Genomic DNA, 18,308 nt, shown 5'->3' with positions numbered 1-18,308 from the left:
GCCTCCAGTTATTTCAAATTTAATTTTGTTCGCGTTTGCTCATCCAAAGGGTTCAGGCGTAAAGCCTTTCGCCACTCAGAGCGTGCTTTGACAATATCGCCTTTTACTTCATATATTACGCCCAAGTTATAATGAGCTTCCGCAGAGTTTATATCTTTTTCCAAAACGGTGTGTATTTCTTTTTCCGCTTCTGAAAAATTTTTTTCTTCCAAATAGATAGAAACAAGTTTGTTCCTGCATTTTAATTCTAAAAGAATATCCTTTGTTTTATCGATTGTATCATAAAAATACAATTTAGCCTTTTCAGAATCTGAGATTTTTGCATAGTTTTCCGCCAAAGCATACAACACCAGATCTGAAGGATTTGAGACAAGGGTTTGAGTAAAAGAGTCTATTGCCTTATGAATGTCTCCAAGCATTGCCGCAGCCATACCGCGAAATTCTGATAAATCCTCTGCCTGAAAGCCCGCATTATATGCGTTATCTAAATATTTCACGGCAAGATCGGCATAATAATAGCCTTGTTGATAATAAGCTTTTCCAAGCACATAGGAAATTTTCGGAATCTCGTTTTGTGCGGCAAAGTATAAGGCTTGTCGTAAAAATGTAACAGCGGTACTCAGATAAGTATAGCTTATGGAGAGATCTGTTTGCTCCGAAAAAATATAATATGAAGCGAATCCGTGCAAAGCAAGGACTTCTCCGTCTAAGGGTCTGCGTTTCAACAAGATTTCCGTTTTATCATATACCGCCTGATAATTATTTTCATTCCAATCCTTATAAACCGAACGTATTGAAGGTAAACTTGCATAATATTTTTTGTAGTATCGTATACCAAACACAATAGAGGAAACTAATAAGAGTAAAATAAAAATAACTATGAGGATTCGAACGGGAAATTTTTTTTGCCGGCTAAAACTTGTATATTTTTTATGTTTTTGCTTCATCTTTATCTTTAATAGCACTCTTTAATTGATTAATTTATTATAAAAAAAACAGAGGACCGAATAAGCCGGATTCTGTTTAAGATAACCATCTGTCTTATTTATACATCACTATATAAATTTATGCAATCAACCCGCAAATTATCGGATCGGAACATCCTTTGCATACTTGATTTTGCTCCTGATGAGGCTTGCCATTCCATTCTCGTTACCGGAATGAGGTGGGCTCTTACCCCGCCGTTTCACCCTTACCCTAAGGCGGTATACTTTCTGTTGCGCTGGCTGTCGGCAAGAACTTTTGCCCTTGCCGCCCGGTCGTTAACCGGCATCATTTCCGAAGGAGTCCGGACTTTCCTCTGCAACTGTTTGCAGCGGTTATCTTCAGTCCTCTGTTACTATAAACAATTCAATCATCGTCAAAATTATCAGAGACGGTGTCATTGGTATCTTCATCAACCAGATCAACCAAACCGCCCATATCTTCTTCATCAAAAAAAGCGGTTTCAGGTCCGGTTGTTTCCTGATAATATAAAATTCGACTGCAATAGGGACAATACATGATGCTTTTTCCCTTATGCACTTCAATTGCAAATTGCGCGGGCAAAATCATATGACAACCGGAACAAATATTTCCTTGCACAGGTACAATGCCGACACCCTGCTTGCTTTTAATAATACGCTCAAATTTAAAAAGCGTATCACCATCAAGGTCGGGAGAAAGCTGTTTTTCTTCTTCTTCCAATTGTTTTATTTTATCACGTTTTTTTTGTATGTTTGTATCAATAACAGCCTTATTTTCTTCAAGCTCTTTTTCCTGATGCGCAATTTCATTTTGATCAAGTTTAATTTCTTCATCAAGTTTTTTATATCGAGTATCGAGCTTTACCATTTCGGCGCGGATTTTTTCTTCTTGTTTTGTTGCTTCCTGAATTTCTTTATCCAGCGCATCATATTCTCTTTGCGTGGAAATATTATCCATTGCTGCTTCCGCCGCTTCTCTTCTTTGCTCGGTTTCAAAAAGATCCGCTTTTAATGCACCGATAGCCTTTCTGACTTCCTCATATTCTGCATTTTTTTTGATAAATCCTTCTTTATACCGAGTGAGCAATTCTTCCTGTGCAACCAATAGTTTTGGAGCTTCAAAAATCTGCTGCTCAAGCTCATTTTTTTCCGCAAGAATATCCTGTAATTCCCGTAGTTTGTCAAAAACGTCTGTTGTTACCATTCCTAACCTCTTTAGTTATCTAAAAAATCTTTTAATCTGCGACTATGTCTCGGATGACGCAGTCTGCGTAAGGCTTTTGCTTCTATCTGTCGAATGCGCTCCCGCGTAACATCAAAGTATAAACCCACTTCTTCCAATGTTTGAGAGTAATCACCGTCAAGCCCGAAACGCATTTTTAACACTTCGTGCTCTCTGCTCGGTAAGGTTGAAAGTACGGATTGCACTTCTTCTCGTAAAAGAATTTTTTCCGTAACATTTGAAGGATTTTCTATCTCCGTATCGGGGATGAAGTCTCCGAGAGAAGAATCTTCTTCTTCTCCGATCGGGGTTTCAAGCGAAATAGGTTCCCGTGCAACATTTTTTACTTGTTTTACTTTTTCTACTGTCCAGCAAAGTTGCGTTGCAATTTCTTCATCGGTTGGATCCCTGCCGAGTTTTTGTAAAAGCTGACGGGATTCCCGAGCAACCTTATTGATTTGTTCAATCATATGGACGGGTACACGAATCGTTCTTGCTTGGTCGGCAATAGAGCGGGTAATTGCCTGCCTGATCCACCAAGTTGCATACGTAGAAAATTTATACCCTTTCCGATACTCGAATTTTTCTACCGCTTTAATAAGTCCGATATTACCTTCTTGTACAAGATCAAAAAAGAGCAACCCTCTGTTAGTATACTTTTTTGCAATTGATACAACAAGTCTGAGGTTTGCATTGATAAGTTTATCTTTTGCTTTTTTGAGCATTGTATGACCGCGATGGATTTCCCGCGCCATTACAATAATATCATCAATGTTATTCTCAAAATCATACTCAATTTTTCGCAATCTTCGAGTAATTTTTTGAATTTGAGTGTAAATTTCCTGAATTTCGTCGGAAGACATACCAAGCTCATCTTCAAGCTTTGCCCGTTGACGAGGAATTGCAAGACTCCTGCCGATTTTTCGCATGTCGCTTAAATCTGAAATCATTAATTGTTTTTCGCATCGCTCTTTTTTTCTTCGAAATTCTTTTATTTTTTTTGCGGTATCAAGAAATTTTTTAGAAAATCGATCCAGCTCTTCGGATTGCAATTCTATTTTTTGCAAATTATTTAAGAGCTTTTTCCTCTGTTTTATTGCGGCAGGGTCTTCAATAAAGGTTGCAATCGGTTCTCCGCGGTCGTCTAAATGTTTTTTTGCCGCCATATACTGTTTAATTTCCGAAAAAACAGTTTTTAAAGAATCGCCATACGCTTGCTTTAATCGGCGCTTATCAACAATCTCTTCGCTTAATTCTTTGCGCGGCTTGTTTTGCTCGGCGGGATCTATGACTGCAAAGGCCTTTTTAGAAATATTTTTACCGATTTGATAAAATTCCGGAATAAGAATTCCAGAATTTTGAATAACGTCTTTAATGATATTTTCTCCGTCTTCCATTCTTTTTGAAAGGATGACTTCTTGTTTTGCGGTAAGTAATCGCTCTTGCCCGATATCGCGTAAATATAGTTTAATCGGATCGTCTATTAGTGAGTCTTTTGTATTTACAAGCAGTCTCTTCTGTGTTTCCTCTTTTTCTTCTCCGGATTCATCCTCGTTTTCAAACTCTTCAGACTCATAATCAAGTTCTTCTTCATTTTGATCAAAGTCAATTTCGTTTTCGTCCTCATTATTGGAGAGGATATAGATCTTCTTTTGCGTTAAAAACTCGGCAATCTCGTCCATCAAGTCTTCGGACACTGCCATTCCGTCAGGCAAAAACTTATATATTTCATCCCAAGTGATTGATTTTTTTTCTTTTGCGTAAACCAACAATTCCGTAAAAATAGGATTTCCCGCAATATTTGTCATTAATTCTCCCTTACCGTCAGTCGGTATAAAATCAGTTATGCCACTACTATCTATACTAAGCGTTGAGCTGCTCTACCAGGGCAAACAATTTTACGTATATACATATACGAAAGTCGCTTATGCTTTTTCTTTTAATGCTTGCAGCTCATCATCAATCCGCTGCTTTTCGCTCAGGAGCGCTACAAGCTGCTCAAGTTCTTCCGCATGCGGTTTTCCGGAAAGCTGACGCAACCTCCCAACAATAGCGTCTTTCCGTTTAAAAAGAATGTTTCGCTTAATAAAACGTATGCCGTCATCGACAATTTTTTCCGCATTTTGAGAAAACTCTCCGCTGATAATAGTCTCACTTATGAGGTTTTTCAGTTCTTCGTTTTGACAACGGGAAAATAAGCTGTCATAAGTGTCGGCATCGGCGCGATAACATTCTTCCAGCACGATAAATAAATCTTTTGCAAGTTCGTCTTCAAAGTGGTCTGCTGTTAACGAATAGCGCAATTTTTTAAATAATTCGGGGTTTGCAACAACGGCAAGTACAACCCGCAATTCCGCACTACGCTTAATTCCAACAGAAGCCCTTTGTTTCGGCTGTGTTACCGGTGAGGGGGTTGCCTGATTGCGGTTTTGATAATCCGCATATAAAGCTCGCTGACTTATACCGAAAGCTGAGGCCGCTTTGTTGATTGTCGATTCTCTTTGAATATCCGACTCCAATACTTCAATATATGGAAACAGGAAAGCTGCCGCATTATGTTTGCCTTCAGGGGTTCCTAAATCGTATGTATTGCTTGCAATTTTCATAAGATAATTACTATCTAATATAGCATTTTTTAAAAGAGTTTTCAAGCCGTCGTTCCCTTCATTTAATAAAATATCGGCAGGGTCTTTCCCTTTTTGAATATTTAACACTCGTACATCAAGCCCTGATGTTCGGCAAAGCTTAATTGCTTTATATGTGGCGGCCTGTCCGGCTGTATCAGAGTCAAAACAAAGGTATACCGTATCCGCAAATGAATGAATAAGATGCACTTGTTCTTCTGTAAGTGCGGTACCGAGCGGGGCGATAGCGGTTTGAATCTCCGCTTGATGAAACGCCATAACATCCATATAACCTTCACAAATAATTGCGGATTTTGTTTTTCGTATTTCAGGGAGTGCTTGATAAAAGGCAAAAAGATTTTCTCCCTTTTTATATTGAGGAATATCCGCGGTATTTAAGTATTTCGGTCCGTTTCCGGAAAGGATTCTTCCGCCGAAAGCGATAACCTGTCCGTGCCTATTGGTAATAGGATAAATAATTCTGCCGGCAAAAAAAGAGCTTTCTGGGTTTTTGCGGGCAAAAAGTCCTGAACGCGCTAAAAATTCCGCCGAATATCCTTTTTTTGTTAAAAACTTAAACAACCAATAGCGCTGTTCGGGCGCAAACCCGAGTTTAAAACTTTCAATGACGGAAGCACTTACAGCTCTGCTTTTCAAATAATCTAAAGCGGGCTTTCCCTGCTCGGTATGCATCAGAAAATGGTGAAATGTTTTTGTTATTCTGTCATAAAGCTCAAGCAGCTGATCCCTGAAAACACTGTCTTCGGAAGGTTGATATCCGCCGCCTTCGTACTCAACAGGGATTCCCGCTCTTTTTGCCAAGCGTTCCACTGCTTCAGCAAAGGGGATTTTTTCCATTTCCATCAGAAACTTTATTGTAGAGCCACCCGACCCGCAGCCAAAACAATAATACATTTTTTTATCGGGAACTACGTGAAAAGACGGCGTTTTTTCATTATGAAAGGGACAACATCCCCACCAATCATGCCCGCGTCGCTCTAAATGTGTATAATTTTCCACAAGGGAAACAAGATCGGTTTTATCATTAACGGCATCAATTGTTTGCGCGGTTATTTTTGCCATCAGCTATTTCCCCGCCGCCTTTTTCAAAATAAGCGCGCCTGCTCTGTCATGTTCATTTAAGGTTTTGGTAAATACATGACTTCCCGTTTTTACATCCTCAAGTCGAAAATAGAAAAAATTATGCGTTTCTGGATTTGCGGCTGCAGAAAGTGCAGTTAAACCGGGATTTGCAATCGGTGCAGGCGGTAATCCGCGCCACTTATACGTATTAAAAGGAGAATCAATTTCCAAGTCTCTGTTAAAAAGCCTGTCAGGATGCGGCTTTCCATGGATTTCGTTAATAATATACTCAATTGTTGCGCAAGACTGTAACCCCATGCCGATTTTAAGCCGATTTACAAAAACTCCGGCTATTTTCGGTGCCTCTGAAGCAAGCCGATACTCTCTTTCAATGATAGAGGCTAAAATAACCGTTTCAAAAATTTTTTCGGACTCTTTCGGAAAATTCGGTATGGTGCGCACTTTCGCAAAAAATGTTTTTAGCATCAGATTCACAATCGCCTCCGCAGTTTCATCCAAGGCAAACATGTAGGTATCCGGATATAAAAAGCCTTCGACGGTTTTTGCGGTAATTCCGAAAGAGGCAAGCATTTGAGTGTTTTCCGCGGCGGCAATAAAGGCGGCGGCAGGAATAATTTGCGCTTCTTCAAAAAGTTCGGCTGTTTTCCTCAAAGTTAAGCCTTCGGGGATGGTAATCCGGATTAATGCCTGATTTTGCATTGAATCAAGTATATGCAAAATAGTTTTTGTTGAAAGATTTGCGGAAAGCCGATAATTTCCTGCCTTTAAGGTTAGCTTACGCAGTTTTATATATATTTTTGCAAATAATTCAGATCGAATAAGCCCTTCGGTTTTTAAATTATGTACAACAGCGCTTGCGCCCGCTCCTTTTTCAATACTAAAAATTATTTCATCCTTGTCTGCGTTCGTGGTAATAACCGGAGAGTCGGCAAGAAAAGCGGCAAGAACAATAACGATAATAAAAAGAACGCCTGCAAATGCAGACCACAGATATATGTATTTTTTTTTCTTTCCCATATATTCCTTATACCTTAAGAGATATAAAAGCCGAAACTTAACAAAACGCTTATCTTTTCCGTTTTTTATGTTCTTTAGTAAAAAACGCTTCGGCTTCGCTAATGGTCATTTGGTTATATATATACGTTTCCGCAAAAATTGAAAGCCTGGAAAGCGTTTGCGGAACCTCTAAATCGGAATTTCTAAAAAAAAGAGCGAGCGCTTTTAATTCTTCATCGGTAAAAACATACGGAATATCTTTTTTCATCACAGTATAATATCCCTGCCTTCCTGTGCAAGAAAAACTCGTAATTCATTAACCTGTGTATGCTGGCGATATAAATCGGCACTCCGTAAAATACTGAAAAGCTTTTTATCATCATAAGTCGGCTCATGATGAAAAAGCGCTACCTGCTTTATTCCCCAGCTTGCCGCAAAATCAATTACAATAGAAAAGGTCGAGTGTCCCCATCCTTGTTTTTCAATTGAATCAGGCACCGTATATTGAGAGTCAATAATCATCAAATCGGTGTTGTTGTAAAAAAGCTTATTCCCCTCATTTTTTTCAAAATCCTGCTCGCGCAGTTCAGTATCTGTAGAAAAAATAACTTTCTTCCCGTTTTTTTCAGTTATCGAGTACGCATTACACCCGCCCGGATGTCGCACCCGATGCCAACCGATATCAACATCTCCAATCGAAATAATCGGCTCGTCCGGTTTAATATACCGAAATTCAAATTTGGCGGCAAAACCGTCTTCTCCGAGCATCGAAATCGGAAAATACGGATACTTCATCTGTTCTTCAAGAAATTCCTTTGCTTTTTTTCTGGTACTGTATACAATGATAGTATTGCGAGGATCAAAAGCGGGGATAAAAAAGGGGAGTCCTTGAATATGATCCCAATGAAAATGGGTAAAAAAGAGATGGTAGGTATGTTTTTTCTTCCTGTAATCGGGTCTGCGCGTAAGATCAATTCCAAGCTCACGGATACCGGTACCGGCATCAAAGATAAGTGTTTCGCCGTCATTGGTTTCTATCTCTACACAGGTAGTATTCCCGCCGACAGTGCCGTAAATCCATTCGGGAAGCTGCGCAATAAACTGCTCCCTGGTTTTTTGCGTTTTTATATCTTTTTCCGAGATACGTTGAACAACAGCCGCTATCTTTGATTGTATCTGTAGGGGTGTTATCGGGGCGGATATCGACCCTCGAACACCCCAAAAATGTATTCGCATACACTTCCCCTATTTTTTACGCCTAATCGGAGGTTGCAGCCGCTCTTTCAGCAAGGCGGCGCGGATTTCTTCGGGAGCATGGTAAGCCCCTTGATTACATCCGGGACAACCCGTCGCATTTACATTCCACCAATCTTCATCGACTAACAGCGAAGACCAAAAAGGATAGGCAGAACACTGCAAAGGACGATATTGATACGCAACACATCCTTCATTCCATAAAATACAATCATAATTAGGCTTCTCTTGTAAACAAAGATACTCATAACCGTCGTTTTTTTCAACCCAACGGCAATACTTTTTTATAAAATCATCCTCGGAAAGCTCTGACCAGTGTAAAAGATTGGTAAAATCCGTTTCGGAAAGATATACAAAACCGGGATCAAAACGGCAGCAGGCGGAACAGCGTGTACATGAAAAATACAAACCGCTTTCCCAAAAAGGCCTTTTCATACAAAGCCTCCAAGTACAAAAAGGTATAATGAAAAAACAATATTTTTCATAAATTAAATAAAAAAAGGGATTGCTCACGTTTGATGAAAGCAATCCCTTTGGGGAGACAAGGATTCGAACCTTGGAAGGCAAAGCCAACAGATTTACAGTCTGCCCCCGTTGACCGCTTGGGTATCTCCCCTTCGCTCAGCCAACTCAGGGATTCGAACCCTGGACCCCGAGATTACAAATCACGTGCTCTGGACCAGCTGAGCTAAGTTGGCATATGCAACGGAATGTACTTTACTTCATTTTTATATTTCTGTCAATACTGTTTGAAAAGCTTTTTATCAGATAAAAACAGTCCGGTTTTGTCGGCGCTTGGACACTCAAACGCAAAGGCATTGTGCGCCGAACTTTTATTGCAGACTCTATGTTGTTAGAAATCCTACACATTTTAATGGAGTGCAACCTTTTTTTGCTGCCGCAATATTTTTTACTTCGCCGATAGTAAAATTAAATTAATGAGAATTGAAAAATTTTTACTAAAAAGAGTCCGACACGGTGCAACGGTGGGCAAACTTACCATACTATAAAAAACTTTATCACTTACACCTTGCATACAAGGCTTAGAGGTTACCCCCGTACTTCGTATCGATAAGAGACTGTAAAATCACCGATGCACTCATTGAGAACACAACTTTTAAACTTACAGCCACTATGAACAAGAAAACGCCGATAGCAAAAAAATGCTAGACTGGCAGATATTGCATAAGCGGGTCTCATTTAGATAAAATAAAAACGGGGATTTTCCGTACTCTTTCACTTTAAATTGACAGGGCAGGCATGAAAATTTTTGTATCTTTATTTTGAGTTAGACATTAGTGAAAATAGTTATCACAATAAAAAGGATACAGGCAGTGGTTCCAATGCGGGTTCTTATGTAGGGGCGAAGCGTTGCAATTTCTCTTTTGCTTCGCCTATGAGTGCAGCGTCCTGTAATTAACTTACTGCTACGCTGATCGAGACATTCAGCGATAATGGATTGCGGTTTATCAAATGCCACGGATGTCAAAATCAGAACAGGCATGAATGCCTGCGGTTCCATGCAGCAATGATGGTTTAAAGCAAGATACTTTGCAGAGCTTTAAACCTAAACTGTTGTGTCAAACTCTTTTTTATAAAATGCATTAAAACTTACGGTAAGTTTATTAAAAAAATACTGCGCGAGTGTAAAAGCTTCCGATATGACGATGCGGCAGTTTTTACACATCGTTAGAGTGCTACTCAAAAGCGGGGCTAACTTCAAGCTAAATATGGAATATTTATAGCAGATAATTGTATTAAGAGGTTTTCGTTTAAAGTAAGATAAAAGCGGATATTTTCCGCCTCTTTCACTCTAAATTTATTTTCTTGCTTGACGGATTTTTAGACTCCGTGTATTATAGGATTATGAGTATCAAATCATTTAAGGGGGGAGTCCATCCTCCTGAAAAAAAGGACGTGCCCGCCTCGGATGCTTTTGTGCAGGTTTTTCCTTCTACCAAAACAGTATGGATCCCTGTCAGTCAGTCTGCCGTACCGAATAATCCGATTGTAAAGGTCGGAGATTCTGTTGCGCGCGGTCAAAAAATAGCCGAATCCGAGCATAAGATGTCGGTTCCCGTTCATTCTTCAGTGTCCGGAACAGTAAAAAAGATCGAAAATCATCTTGTTCTTGGAAATACTGAGATGCCTTGTATTATGATTCAAATAGATGAAGAAAATCGGGAAGAATTTTTGCCTCCGCTTGATCCCTTCTCCTGCACAAAGGAAGAAGCTATCGCTCGTATAAGAGATTGCGGTATTTGCGGCATGGGGGGAGCGGCATTTCCTACTCATATAAAACTGTCTCCTCCGCCCAATACAAAGATTGAGTATGTGTTGGCAAACGGGGCGGAATGTGAGCCCTATCTTACAACCGATGCAGCAACAATGTATCACAGTGCTGATGATATTGTTGACGGACTTTCCATTGTTATGCATATTTTGAGTGCTTCAAAGGGGATCATTGTTTTGGAAGATAACAAGACAGACCTTGTTCCCTTTTTGGAAAAAGCACTTGCAAAACTAAAAGATCGTCCGGACACATCCGGTTCTTTCGATATATCTATTCAATTATGTAAAACAAAATATCCTCAAGGTGGTGAAAAAAACTTGGTGGAAGTAGCTACCGGCAGGCAGATTCCTTCCGGAGGTTTGCCGTTTTCTATCGGTTGTGCGATACAGAATGTTGGTACATTAAAAGCTGTTTCCGAAGCTTTCAGGTTGGGTAAGCCGCTTATTGATAGACCTTTTACAGTCAGCGGCGATGCCTGCAAAAAACCATTTAACGGAGTAGCTCCGATCGGTACTTGCGTTGGGGATCTTATTCCGGAGCCGATTGAGCTTGATACCGGTATCATTAAGATTATTTCAGGCGGTCCGATGATGGGAATGTCTATGAAGAATGCGGATTTTCCTATTCAAAAGAACACTTCGGGAATTCTTTTTTTAACCGAGAAAGAGGCTTCGCTTGATCAGGAAAGCCCTTGTATTCGCTGCGGAAGATGTATCGGTGTTTGCAGCTGCAGGCTTACTCCCGTGCTTATGGTTGGTGCATTAAAAGCGCATAATTACGATATGGCGGTTCGCTGTGGGCTTTTAGATTGTGTTGAATGCGGCACCTGTTCGTATATTTGCCCTGCACGGGTACAATTGGTGCAATGGATAAAAATCGGTAAGCGTGCCGTTATCGCTGAGCGAAAAAAGCAAAAAGAAAAAGAAGAAGCTAAAAAACGTAAAGAAGCGAAGATGCAAGTTGCTACGGCAGAATCAACGGAAGGAGCAAAATAATGGCTGAATCAGATAAGAATGAAATTTTTCTTTCACCTGCACCTCATATTGTAAATCCGGTTACAACGCAAAAGCTCATGATGTATATGCTGCTTGCTTTGGTTCCTCAAGTGGCTTTTAGTGTATACATTTATTCAATGATGGCTTTTTCAAGAATATGTTTAAGTGTGCTTACTACGGTTGCCACGGAAGCTATTTATCGTCGCGTATTTTATCGGGATTCGCGCGTGTCTGATCTTTCCGCAGTAGTAACGGGAACCTTGCTCGGTTTAGTCATACCGCCGACACTACCAATCATTTACATTATTTTAGGTGGAGTCTTTGCGATAATCGTTGGAAAAGAGTTTTTCGGCGGGCTGGGGGCGAATCCTTTTAACCCCGCACTGCTCGGGCGTGCTTTTATGTTTGTCAGCTTTTTAAAACCGATGACCTCATGGATTTCCACTAAAAATTGGCGATGGGATATTGTCGGTTCTGCAACCACACAAAACAATATGCTGGCAGCTTGCAGCTCGGCAACTCCTCTTGGGTTTTTAAAACCGGGAGGTGAGCATGGCTTGCTTACAGCGACACAACTTGCGGAAAAACTCGGGTACTCTTCTGCAAACGACCTTTATCTGCACATGTTTATCGGCGATCGATCCGGTTGTGTAGGAGAATCAAGTATCCTGCTTATTCTTCTTTCCGCGGTTTTTTTGATCGTAATGAAAGTAATCGATTGGCGGACTCCTGTTTCAATGATTGTAACTACGGTAGTCATCAGTTTTCTTGCCGGTGTTGACCCCTTACTCAGTCTCATGTCGGGAGGATTGGTTTTTGGCGCTGTTTTCATGGCAACGGATTATGCTACCACGCCGGTTACACCTTTGGGACGCATTGGGTTTGGTATGGGCTGCGGCATTATTACCGCACTTATCAGACTCTTTGCCGGAATCCCTGAAGGCGTCATGTACAGTATTCTTATCATGAATGCCTTTGTACCTTTCCTGGATAGGCTAATCCCGAAAAAATACGGATTTGTGAAAAAGCCGCGGGATTCAAAAAAAGGAGAAAGCAAATGAAACAGATGATTAAACTTGCTTTGACCCTGGCGGTATATTCGGTTATCGCGTGCCTTGCGCTTGCCGCTGTAAATATGCAAACAAGTCCTCGCATTGAAGCTGCAAAAAAAGGAAAAATCGGCGAAGCTTTAAAAGTGATTTTCCCTGATGCTGATAATTTTAAAGAGGTAACCACAGAGCTGCCTCGTCAGATAGAAGCAAGTACTGTCGGAGATGCGTACATTGCGGAGCAGGGAGAGAAGGCAATCGGTATGACGATCACTTTTAGCGGACATACTTTTGGTGATGCAACTATTTTAGTCGGCGTTGATACCAATCGAAATCTTAAAATGATTAAATTTCTTGAGCTTACCGATTCACCGGGATTGGGAAGCTTAGCTGCTGAGCCTCCTTTTATTACCCAGTTTGATAATAAATTGGTTGATGATCCCTTTAAACTCGGAGAAGATATTGCGGTTATATCCGGGGCAACCATTACGTCTAAAGCGGTTGCCGATATGGTGAAAGCGGCATCTCTTTTTGCCGGTAATTTTTTAGCGGAAAACTACGGTTGTCCGAAGGCGGGTGAAGTAACGCCTGCGGAAAAACCTGCCGAAAAGCCGGTAAAAAACACCCTCATGCCTCCGGACAGAGCGCTTGCGACAATATTTCCTAACGGCGTATTTGAAGATATTTCTTCTCAATTTCAGATCGAAAGTGAGTACGGTCCCATCAGCAGTATGGGCGCATGGATAGTAAAGAGTTGGGGAAAAGTGCGCGGTATAGCTATTCAAATGGATGATATTACCTATACGCATTCGACTGTAGTGGTTGGAATTGATATGAACGGTCGGGTACTCAAAGTTTGTATAAATGAAACAAAAGATACGGATATATTTGCTGCGCGTAAACTTGATGAGTCTTTGTGCAGTCCTTTTACGGGAATGCAGGTAAATGAACTGTTTGATGAAGGATTATCTCAAAAGCTCACTATTGATGCAATAAGTGCGGCTACAATTCCCGTACAAGGCTTGGCAAATATGGTACGGCTTGCGGCGTATTACGGTGCGGGATATTTGGCTGAAAACTATGGCGGCAAAGCACCGGATCCTGTTTCCGCAGAAAAATTGCATACGCTTTTTATGAATCGGCAATAAGAGGGGAAAGCTATGAATAATTATATGAAGATTTTTACAAACGGATTATTAAAAGAAAATCCGCTGCTTATATTGATGATTGGTTTATGCTCGGGTATGGCAATTACCACCACAACCGTTAACGGCTTGGGAATGGGGTTGGCAATGACCTTTGTTATTGTAATGAGTGAGGGAATTATCAGTTTATTTAGAAAACTTATCCCGAACGATATTCGAATTCCGGTATTTATTATCGTTATTGCGGCTTTTACAACGATTGTTGACCTTTCCATGCAGGCATTTACCCCTGAGCTTTCAGCTTCAATGGGCGTTTTTATTCCGCTTATTGTTGTAAACTGTATTATTATGGGACGAGTCGAATCCTTTTCTTCTAAAGAAAGCGTCGGAAAATCCGTTATTGATGCTCTCGGCATGGGTATTGGATATACCTGGGTCTTAGTTGCTATTTCTTTTATTCGAGAACTGCTCGGTGCGGGGGCTATTCTTGGACATGTATTGTACAGTGATCGATATTTTATGAAATTCTTTTCCAACCCTCCCGGAGGCTTTTTTGTATTTGCCGTTTTAATCTCCGCAACTTACGGGTTTAATGACCTTGTTGCATATATGAAGAAGAAAAAGATAGAAAATGCTTTACAATTACAAGCTGCGGAACGGCAAGCTGCGGCAGCCACGGAGCAAACCGGCTCTGTTCAAACTCCCGCTGCTCAAGAAGAAAAACCGGTATCTGAAAACAGTGAAAAAACCGGTGGCAAAAACAATGAACAATCCGAAAAAACAACGAATGGAGGTACGGAAGAATGAGTGGAATTGATATAAGCGATTTGTTTAAAATATTTGTTTCCGCAATTTTAGTAAAGAATGTTGTCTTTATGAGATTCTTGGCTCTTTGCTCTTTTATCGGAATGACATCCGATTTAAAAAAATCAACCGGTATGGGATGGGCTGTTCTTTTTGTAACGGTATTAGCGACCGCCGCAACCTATCCGTTATATCTATATGTTTTGGCTCCGTACGATCTTGGATTTTTAAAAACACTGATTTTTATTTTGGTTATTGCGAGTTTGGTTCAGCTTGTAGAGTTTTATCTGAAAAAATCCGCCCCCGCCTTATACACGGCAATGGGTGTGTATTTACCCTTAATTACCACAAACTGTGCAATCTTAGCGGTAACCCTCGACGTTATTGCCGAAGATTATAGCTTTCTGCAATCTATGGTATATTCAATCGGCTGTGCCCTTGGATATGTTTTGGCGATGGTAGTATTTGCCGGGTTGCGTGAACGAATCGATGTAGCTCCCGTTCCTAAATACTTACGCGGGACGCCGATTCTTTTTGTTACCGCTGCATTAATTTCCATGGCATTCGGCGGCTTTGCCGGAATTATTTAACAATTCTTCAGAATTTTTATAGGAGAAGAGTATGCATTCATTAGTATTAACACTTGTCGTCTCCCTTGCGCTGTCGCTCCTTTTAGGCTTTGCGCTTGGCTTTTTTAAAAAATTGTTTTTTGTTGAGGTTGATGAAAAAGTTGCACAAATCAGAGATGCGCTTCCGGGGGCAAACTGCGGTGCTTGCGGATTTCCCGGCTGTGACGGATTTGCCGAAGCGGTTGCTACGGGAGAAGCTCCGGTAAACGGTTGTAAAGTCGGTGCAGCTCCCGTAACCGAGAAAATCGCTGCAATTCTCGGCACAGGCGGAACTGCGGAATCTGAAGTTTGTGTGCTTTTATGCCAAGGTTCACACGATGTTTGTAAGGATAAAGCTTCTTATAACGGTATACAAACCTGTACAGCAGTTAAAATTTCGATCAACGGTTTAAAAAACTGTGATTGGGGATGTATCGGTTTTGGCGATTGCGAGCGTGCTTGTCCTTTTGATGCAATTCATATAAAAGAAGACGGATTGCCTCATGTTGATTATGATAAGTGTACCGGTTGTGGAATTTGTGTAGCGGAATGTCCGCAGCAGATACTGCGTACCGTACCGACAACGAGAACGGGTGCCCTTGCGCTTTGCAGCTGCCGTAATCCAAAAAAAGCACAAATAATGAAGAATTGTAAGCGCGGTTGCATTAAGTGTATGAAGTGCGAGCGAAACTGTCCAAAAGGTGCTATTAAAGTGATAAACGGAATACCCGTTACCGACTACACCTTATGCGATTCTTGCGGCCTGTGCGTTTCCGGCTGTCCGACAAAAGTTCTGGTACTGCTTGAAAATAAACTTGTATTTACCGGTTGCCCCGCGCATACGGCAACAGCATAATGCGCAGCGGAATTGTAACTATTATCGGAAGACCCTCCGCAGGAAAGTCAACTTTTTTAAATACTGCCTGCGGAGAAAAGGTTTCCATTGTATCCGATATTCCTCAAACAACGCGTAATGCGGTGCGAGGAAGTGTTAACACAAACAAAGGACAAATTGTATTTATCGATACGCCAGGCTACCACGCTTCGGAAAAAAAATTTAACAAACAGCTGCAAGAAATAACCTGTGCAAAACTTGCTGAAGCCGATGCAATTCTGTATCTTGTAGATTCTTCCAAAGAATTCGGTGTTGAAGAAGAATCTATTTGTGCGCTTCTTTCGACACTGCAAAATAAAATCGTCATCGGATTAAATAAAGTTGATTTACCTGAAGCAAAACCTCAACTTTTAACCGTCAATATTACCAATCGCTTATCGGAAATCCCGCTTAATCGTTTTATTCAAATTTCTGCAGAAAAAGATCAAAAAATTAATGAGCTGCTTAGTTGTTTAATGACCTTACTTCCCGAAGGAGAACCCCTCTATCCGCCCGATTTTTATACGGATCAAGATCCTGCATTTCGCATAACGGAAATTATTCGGGAGCAGGCAATCCTACATACCCGGGAAGAAGTCCCCCACGCGTTATACGTAGGAATTGAAGATCTCGAAATGAAAAAAGACGGGAAAGTGTTATGGTGCAGAGCTTTTATCGCTGTTGATCGAGAAGGACAAAAAGCTATGCTCATCGGCAAAGATGCGGCAGTGATAAAAAATATCCGCATTACCGCAATCAGGACTTTACGAAAAATCTTTCCCTATAAAATAGACCTTGACATTCGAGTAAAAGTTGATAAAAACTGGCGGCGTAAGGAACAGTTGGTAAAAAATTTACTGAAAAGCTGAAAGCTCTTTCGGACAATGCAAGCGTGTACAAATCATAACAATTGTATAAAAGCTAACCCATGAGTTTGAAAACTTCAAGTATGGTGTGGTTGTATACCGTTCTAATTCAGTTATCATTCGAGAATGAATCGACTATACCGCTTATCGAATTAAACATTAGTATGGTAAATTACTCACCGTTGCTCAATTCCAAACGATGTTTTGCCTGATATTCCTGCGTAAGTCAGGCAAAACTCGTAGCGAACCAAAGGTAGAAATTCCAAGGGTTCGCCCTTGCGCCGTGTCGACCTCTTTTTTATAACAGAAAGTTTTTAAACTCGCAGTTACTGTAAACAGGAATAGCAAACATTACATTCAGAACGGGCACGGACGCCCGTGGTTCCACGCAGAAGCGACGTTTTAAAGCAAGACTATTTGCAAAGCTTTAAAACTCGTGGTTTAGTTTTTGCCAAGGACGGCAAAATTATGCCGTGCGGTGGTTCCACGCAGAAACGATGTTTTAAAAGCACAAGCTTTTTCCAAGTGCTTTCAAAACTCGCGGGTTAGTTTTTATAAGAATACAGTATACATGATGAAAAAGCAAAAATACTAAAACTCGTTGATAAAATGCGTGTTTATGCGTATAATGATTTATGAATTTTAAGGAAATGGAAAAGATTATCAAAAAAAACGGATGGTTTAAAGTTGAAGTAGTCGGCTCTCACCATCATTACAGGCACCGAATAAAAAGCGGTAAAGTTACTATTCTGTTTCATGGCGGTAAAGAACTGCCTCAATTTGTTGTAAAGAGCATTTTAAAACAAGCCGGCTTAAAGGAGTAACATTATGTATATTTATCCAGCGATATTTTATAAAGAAGGCAGCGGTTATTCTGTAGTATTCCATGATATTGAACTTGCGACATGCGGCGATACCTTGGAAGAGGCAATCATAATGGCGGAGGAAGCTTTGACCGGCAGAGTATATCTTATGCTAAAAGACGGCCATACACTGCCGCTGCCATCAAGTATTGAGAAAATTAAAAAACCTAAAGCTGCCGAGTTCATATCATTGATAAAAACGGATAAAAAATATTTAACGCAGGAAAAAAGCGTTCGCAAAAATTTAACCTTGCCGGCATGGCTTGCAGAAGCGGCAGAAAACGCTAATTTGAACTTTTCGCAAGAATTGCAAAATGCACTTAAGGCAAAATTAGGAATTAATATTTAGAAATGCCAAAGATATTGCAAATTTTACCAGCGCTTTAAAACTCGCAGATTACTTTTGTCCCTGACGCAAAACTCAGAACGGACACGGATGTTAAAACAGGATTTCGGCATCCCTATGGTAAATTGTCCACCTTACTCAATTCCACACGATGTTTAAAAGCATCAATACAAATATATCAATCAGAACCGCCACGGACGGTGGTGGTTCCAAACAGAAGCGACGTTTTAAAGCAAAGTAGTTTGCAAAGTTTTAAAACTCGCAGGTGTAATTTTGCCATGGACGGAAAAATTACACCGA

17 protein-coding genes, 2 tRNA genes and 1 other RNA gene are annotated in these 18,308 nt (G+C 40.6%); 9 read left to right on the top strand and 11 right to left on the bottom strand.

What is annotated here, in order from left to right:
* Window positions 1–8 precede the first annotated feature (8 nt).
* The 11 genes from FUT79_RS12130 to FUT79_RS12080 all read right to left on the bottom strand — a co-directional run bounded on the left by FUT79_RS12130 (window position 9) and on the right by FUT79_RS12080 (window position 8,863).
* Complete coding sequence (locus tag FUT79_RS12130) at window positions 9–947, bottom strand: tetratricopeptide repeat protein (protein WP_002699382.1); 939 nt, start codon at window positions 945–947, stop codon at window positions 9–11.
* Between the two features lie 46 nt (window positions 948–993).
* Window positions 994–1,335, bottom strand: an RNA gene (gene rnpB, locus FUT79_RS12125) — RNase P RNA component class A.
* Between the two features lie 15 nt (window positions 1,336–1,350).
* Window positions 1,351–2,169, bottom strand: a complete 819-nt coding sequence (locus FUT79_RS12120) for a zinc ribbon domain-containing protein (protein WP_024753189.1) — start codon at window positions 2,167–2,169, stop codon at window positions 1,351–1,353.
* An 11-nt stretch (window positions 2,170–2,180) separates the two neighbouring features.
* Entirely contained in the window at window positions 2,181–3,995 is a 1,815-nt protein-coding gene (gene rpoD, locus FUT79_RS12115) for an RNA polymerase sigma factor RpoD (protein WP_024753190.1), read from the bottom strand.
* A 117-nt stretch (window positions 3,996–4,112) separates the two neighbouring features.
* Entirely contained in the window at window positions 4,113–5,894 is a 1,782-nt protein-coding gene (gene dnaG, locus FUT79_RS12110; RefSeq protein ID WP_044634451.1) for a DNA primase, read from the bottom strand.
* 3 nt (window positions 5,895–5,897) lie between these two features.
* Complete coding sequence (gene mltG, locus FUT79_RS12105) at window positions 5,898–6,932, bottom strand: endolytic transglycosylase MltG (RefSeq protein ID WP_024753192.1); 1,035 nt, start codon at window positions 6,930–6,932, stop codon at window positions 5,898–5,900.
* A gap of 49 nt (window positions 6,933–6,981) precedes the next feature.
* Complete coding sequence (locus FUT79_RS12100; protein WP_002699391.1) at window positions 6,982–7,179, bottom strand: hypothetical protein; 198 nt, start codon at window positions 7,177–7,179, stop codon at window positions 6,982–6,984.
* Window positions 7,179–8,147: an MBL fold metallo-hydrolase gene (locus tag FUT79_RS12095; RefSeq protein ID WP_024753193.1), complete on the bottom strand. Its 969-nt coding sequence runs from the start codon at window positions 8,145–8,147 to the stop codon at window positions 7,179–7,181. Before FUT79_RS12095 ends, FUT79_RS12100 begins: the two co-directional genes overlap by 1 nt.
* A gap of 9 nt (window positions 8,148–8,156) precedes the next feature.
* A complete protein-coding gene (locus FUT79_RS12090) occupies window positions 8,157–8,600 on the bottom strand; it encodes a YkgJ family cysteine cluster protein (RefSeq protein WP_024753194.1) in 444 nt (147 codons plus the stop codon).
* A gap of 99 nt (window positions 8,601–8,699) precedes the next feature.
* Window positions 8,700–8,781: transfer RNA gene (locus FUT79_RS12085), tRNA-Tyr, on the bottom strand.
* Between the two features lie 7 nt (window positions 8,782–8,788).
* Window positions 8,789–8,863 (bottom strand) — tRNA-Thr (locus FUT79_RS12080).
* A 1,168-nt stretch (window positions 8,864–10,031) separates the two neighbouring features.
* Here FUT79_RS12080 and rsxC point away from each other — a divergent pair.
* The 9 genes from rsxC to FUT79_RS12035 all read left to right on the top strand — a co-directional run bounded on the left by rsxC (window position 10,032) and on the right by FUT79_RS12035 (window position 18,011).
* Window positions 10,032–11,453 carry an electron transport complex subunit RsxC gene (gene rsxC / locus FUT79_RS12075; RefSeq protein WP_044634452.1) on the top strand — a complete coding sequence of 474 codons (1,422 nt, stop codon included), beginning with the start codon at window positions 10,032–10,034 and terminating at the stop codon, window positions 11,451–11,453.
* The gene (locus tag FUT79_RS12070) at window positions 11,453–12,514 is read left to right on the top strand and encodes an RnfABCDGE type electron transport complex subunit D (protein WP_002699405.1); all 1,062 of its coding nucleotides are present in this window, start codon (window positions 11,453–11,455) and stop codon (window positions 12,512–12,514) included. Before rsxC ends, FUT79_RS12070 begins: the two co-directional genes overlap by 1 nt.
* Window positions 12,511–13,650: an FMN-binding protein gene (locus FUT79_RS12065; protein ID WP_024753196.1), complete on the top strand. Its 1,140-nt coding sequence runs from the start codon at window positions 12,511–12,513 to the stop codon at window positions 13,648–13,650. Before FUT79_RS12070 ends, FUT79_RS12065 begins: the two co-directional genes overlap by 4 nt.
* 12 nt (window positions 13,651–13,662) lie before the next feature.
* Window positions 13,663–14,454, top strand: coding sequence for an electron transport complex subunit RsxE (gene rsxE, locus FUT79_RS12060; RefSeq protein ID WP_002699409.1), 792 nt, complete (start codon window positions 13,663–13,665; stop codon window positions 14,452–14,454).
* Entirely contained in the window at window positions 14,451–15,041 is a 591-nt protein-coding gene (locus tag FUT79_RS12055; protein WP_002699411.1) for an electron transport complex protein RnfA, read from the top strand. Before rsxE ends, FUT79_RS12055 begins: the two co-directional genes overlap by 4 nt.
* A gap of 31 nt (window positions 15,042–15,072) precedes the next feature.
* Complete coding sequence (locus tag FUT79_RS12050; protein ID WP_002699413.1) at window positions 15,073–15,915, top strand: RnfABCDGE type electron transport complex subunit B; 843 nt, start codon at window positions 15,073–15,075, stop codon at window positions 15,913–15,915.
* On the top strand, window positions 15,915–16,802 hold the full coding sequence (gene era / locus FUT79_RS12045) for a GTPase Era (protein WP_148889704.1): 888 nt from the start codon (window positions 15,915–15,917) through the stop codon (window positions 16,800–16,802). The genes FUT79_RS12050 and era overlap by 1 nt, the downstream gene beginning before the upstream one ends.
* Window positions 16,803–17,434: 632 nt before the next feature.
* Window positions 17,435–17,623 (top strand): type II toxin-antitoxin system HicA family toxin, encoded by a 189-nt coding sequence (locus tag FUT79_RS12040; protein WP_002699417.1) that lies wholly within the window; start codon window positions 17,435–17,437, stop codon window positions 17,621–17,623.
* 4 nt (window positions 17,624–17,627) lie between these two features.
* Window positions 17,628–18,011: a type II toxin-antitoxin system HicB family antitoxin gene (locus tag FUT79_RS12035; protein ID WP_002699419.1), complete on the top strand. Its 384-nt coding sequence runs from the start codon at window positions 17,628–17,630 to the stop codon at window positions 18,009–18,011.
* The last annotated feature ends 297 nt before the right edge of the window (window positions 18,012–18,308 follow it).

This window comes from Treponema phagedenis (assembly GCF_008153345.1).
In the GTDB taxonomy this organism is placed as follows: domain Bacteria; phylum Spirochaetota; class Spirochaetia; order Treponematales; family Treponemataceae; genus Treponema; species Treponema phagedenis.
Note: the sequence above shows the minus strand (reverse complement) of the source record. Positions and strands in the feature narration are given on the sequence as shown.

Excerpts from the sequence above, each read along its gene's own strand:
- FUT79_RS12050 (WP_002699413.1), top strand. The coding sequence starts at position 15,073 with ATGCATTCATTAGTATTAACACTTGTCGTCTCCCTTGCGCTGTCGCTC.
- FUT79_RS12035 (WP_002699419.1), top strand. The coding sequence starts at position 17,628 with ATGTATATTTATCCAGCGATATTTTATAAAGAAGGCAGCGGTTATTCT.
- rsxE (WP_002699409.1), top strand. The coding sequence starts at position 13,663 with ATGAATAATTATATGAAGATTTTTACAAACGGATTATTAAAAGAAAAT.
- FUT79_RS12130 (WP_002699382.1), bottom strand. The coding sequence starts at position 947 with ATGAAGCAAAAACATAAAAAATATACAAGTTTTAGCCGGCAAAAAAAA.
- FUT79_RS12070 (WP_002699405.1), top strand. The coding sequence starts at position 11,453 with ATGGCTGAATCAGATAAGAATGAAATTTTTCTTTCACCTGCACCTCAT.
- rsxC (WP_044634452.1), top strand. The coding sequence starts at position 10,032 with ATGAGTATCAAATCATTTAAGGGGGGAGTCCATCCTCCTGAAAAAAAG.
- mltG (WP_024753192.1), bottom strand. The coding sequence starts at position 6,932 with ATGGGAAAGAAAAAAAAATACATATATCTGTGGTCTGCATTTGCAGGC.
- FUT79_RS12100 (WP_002699391.1), bottom strand. The coding sequence starts at position 7,179 with ATGAAAAAAGATATTCCGTATGTTTTTACCGATGAAGAATTAAAAGCG.
- era (WP_148889704.1), top strand. The coding sequence starts at position 15,915 with ATGCGCAGCGGAATTGTAACTATTATCGGAAGACCCTCCGCAGGAAAG.
- FUT79_RS12040 (WP_002699417.1), top strand. The coding sequence starts at position 17,435 with ATGAATTTTAAGGAAATGGAAAAGATTATCAAAAAAAACGGATGGTTT.
- FUT79_RS12055 (WP_002699411.1), top strand. The coding sequence starts at position 14,451 with ATGAGTGGAATTGATATAAGCGATTTGTTTAAAATATTTGTTTCCGCA.
- FUT79_RS12065 (WP_024753196.1), top strand. The coding sequence starts at position 12,511 with ATGAAACAGATGATTAAACTTGCTTTGACCCTGGCGGTATATTCGGTT.
- FUT79_RS12120 (WP_024753189.1), bottom strand. The coding sequence starts at position 2,169 with ATGGTAACAACAGACGTTTTTGACAAACTACGGGAATTACAGGATATT.
- dnaG (WP_044634451.1), bottom strand. The coding sequence starts at position 5,894 with ATGGCAAAAATAACCGCGCAAACAATTGATGCCGTTAATGATAAAACC.
- FUT79_RS12095 (WP_024753193.1), bottom strand. The coding sequence starts at position 8,147 with ATGCGAATACATTTTTGGGGTGTTCGAGGGTCGATATCCGCCCCGATA.
- rpoD (WP_024753190.1), bottom strand. The coding sequence starts at position 3,995 with ATGACAAATATTGCGGGAAATCCTATTTTTACGGAATTGTTGGTTTAC.
- FUT79_RS12090 (WP_024753194.1), bottom strand. The coding sequence starts at position 8,600 with ATGAAAAGGCCTTTTTGGGAAAGCGGTTTGTATTTTTCATGTACACGC.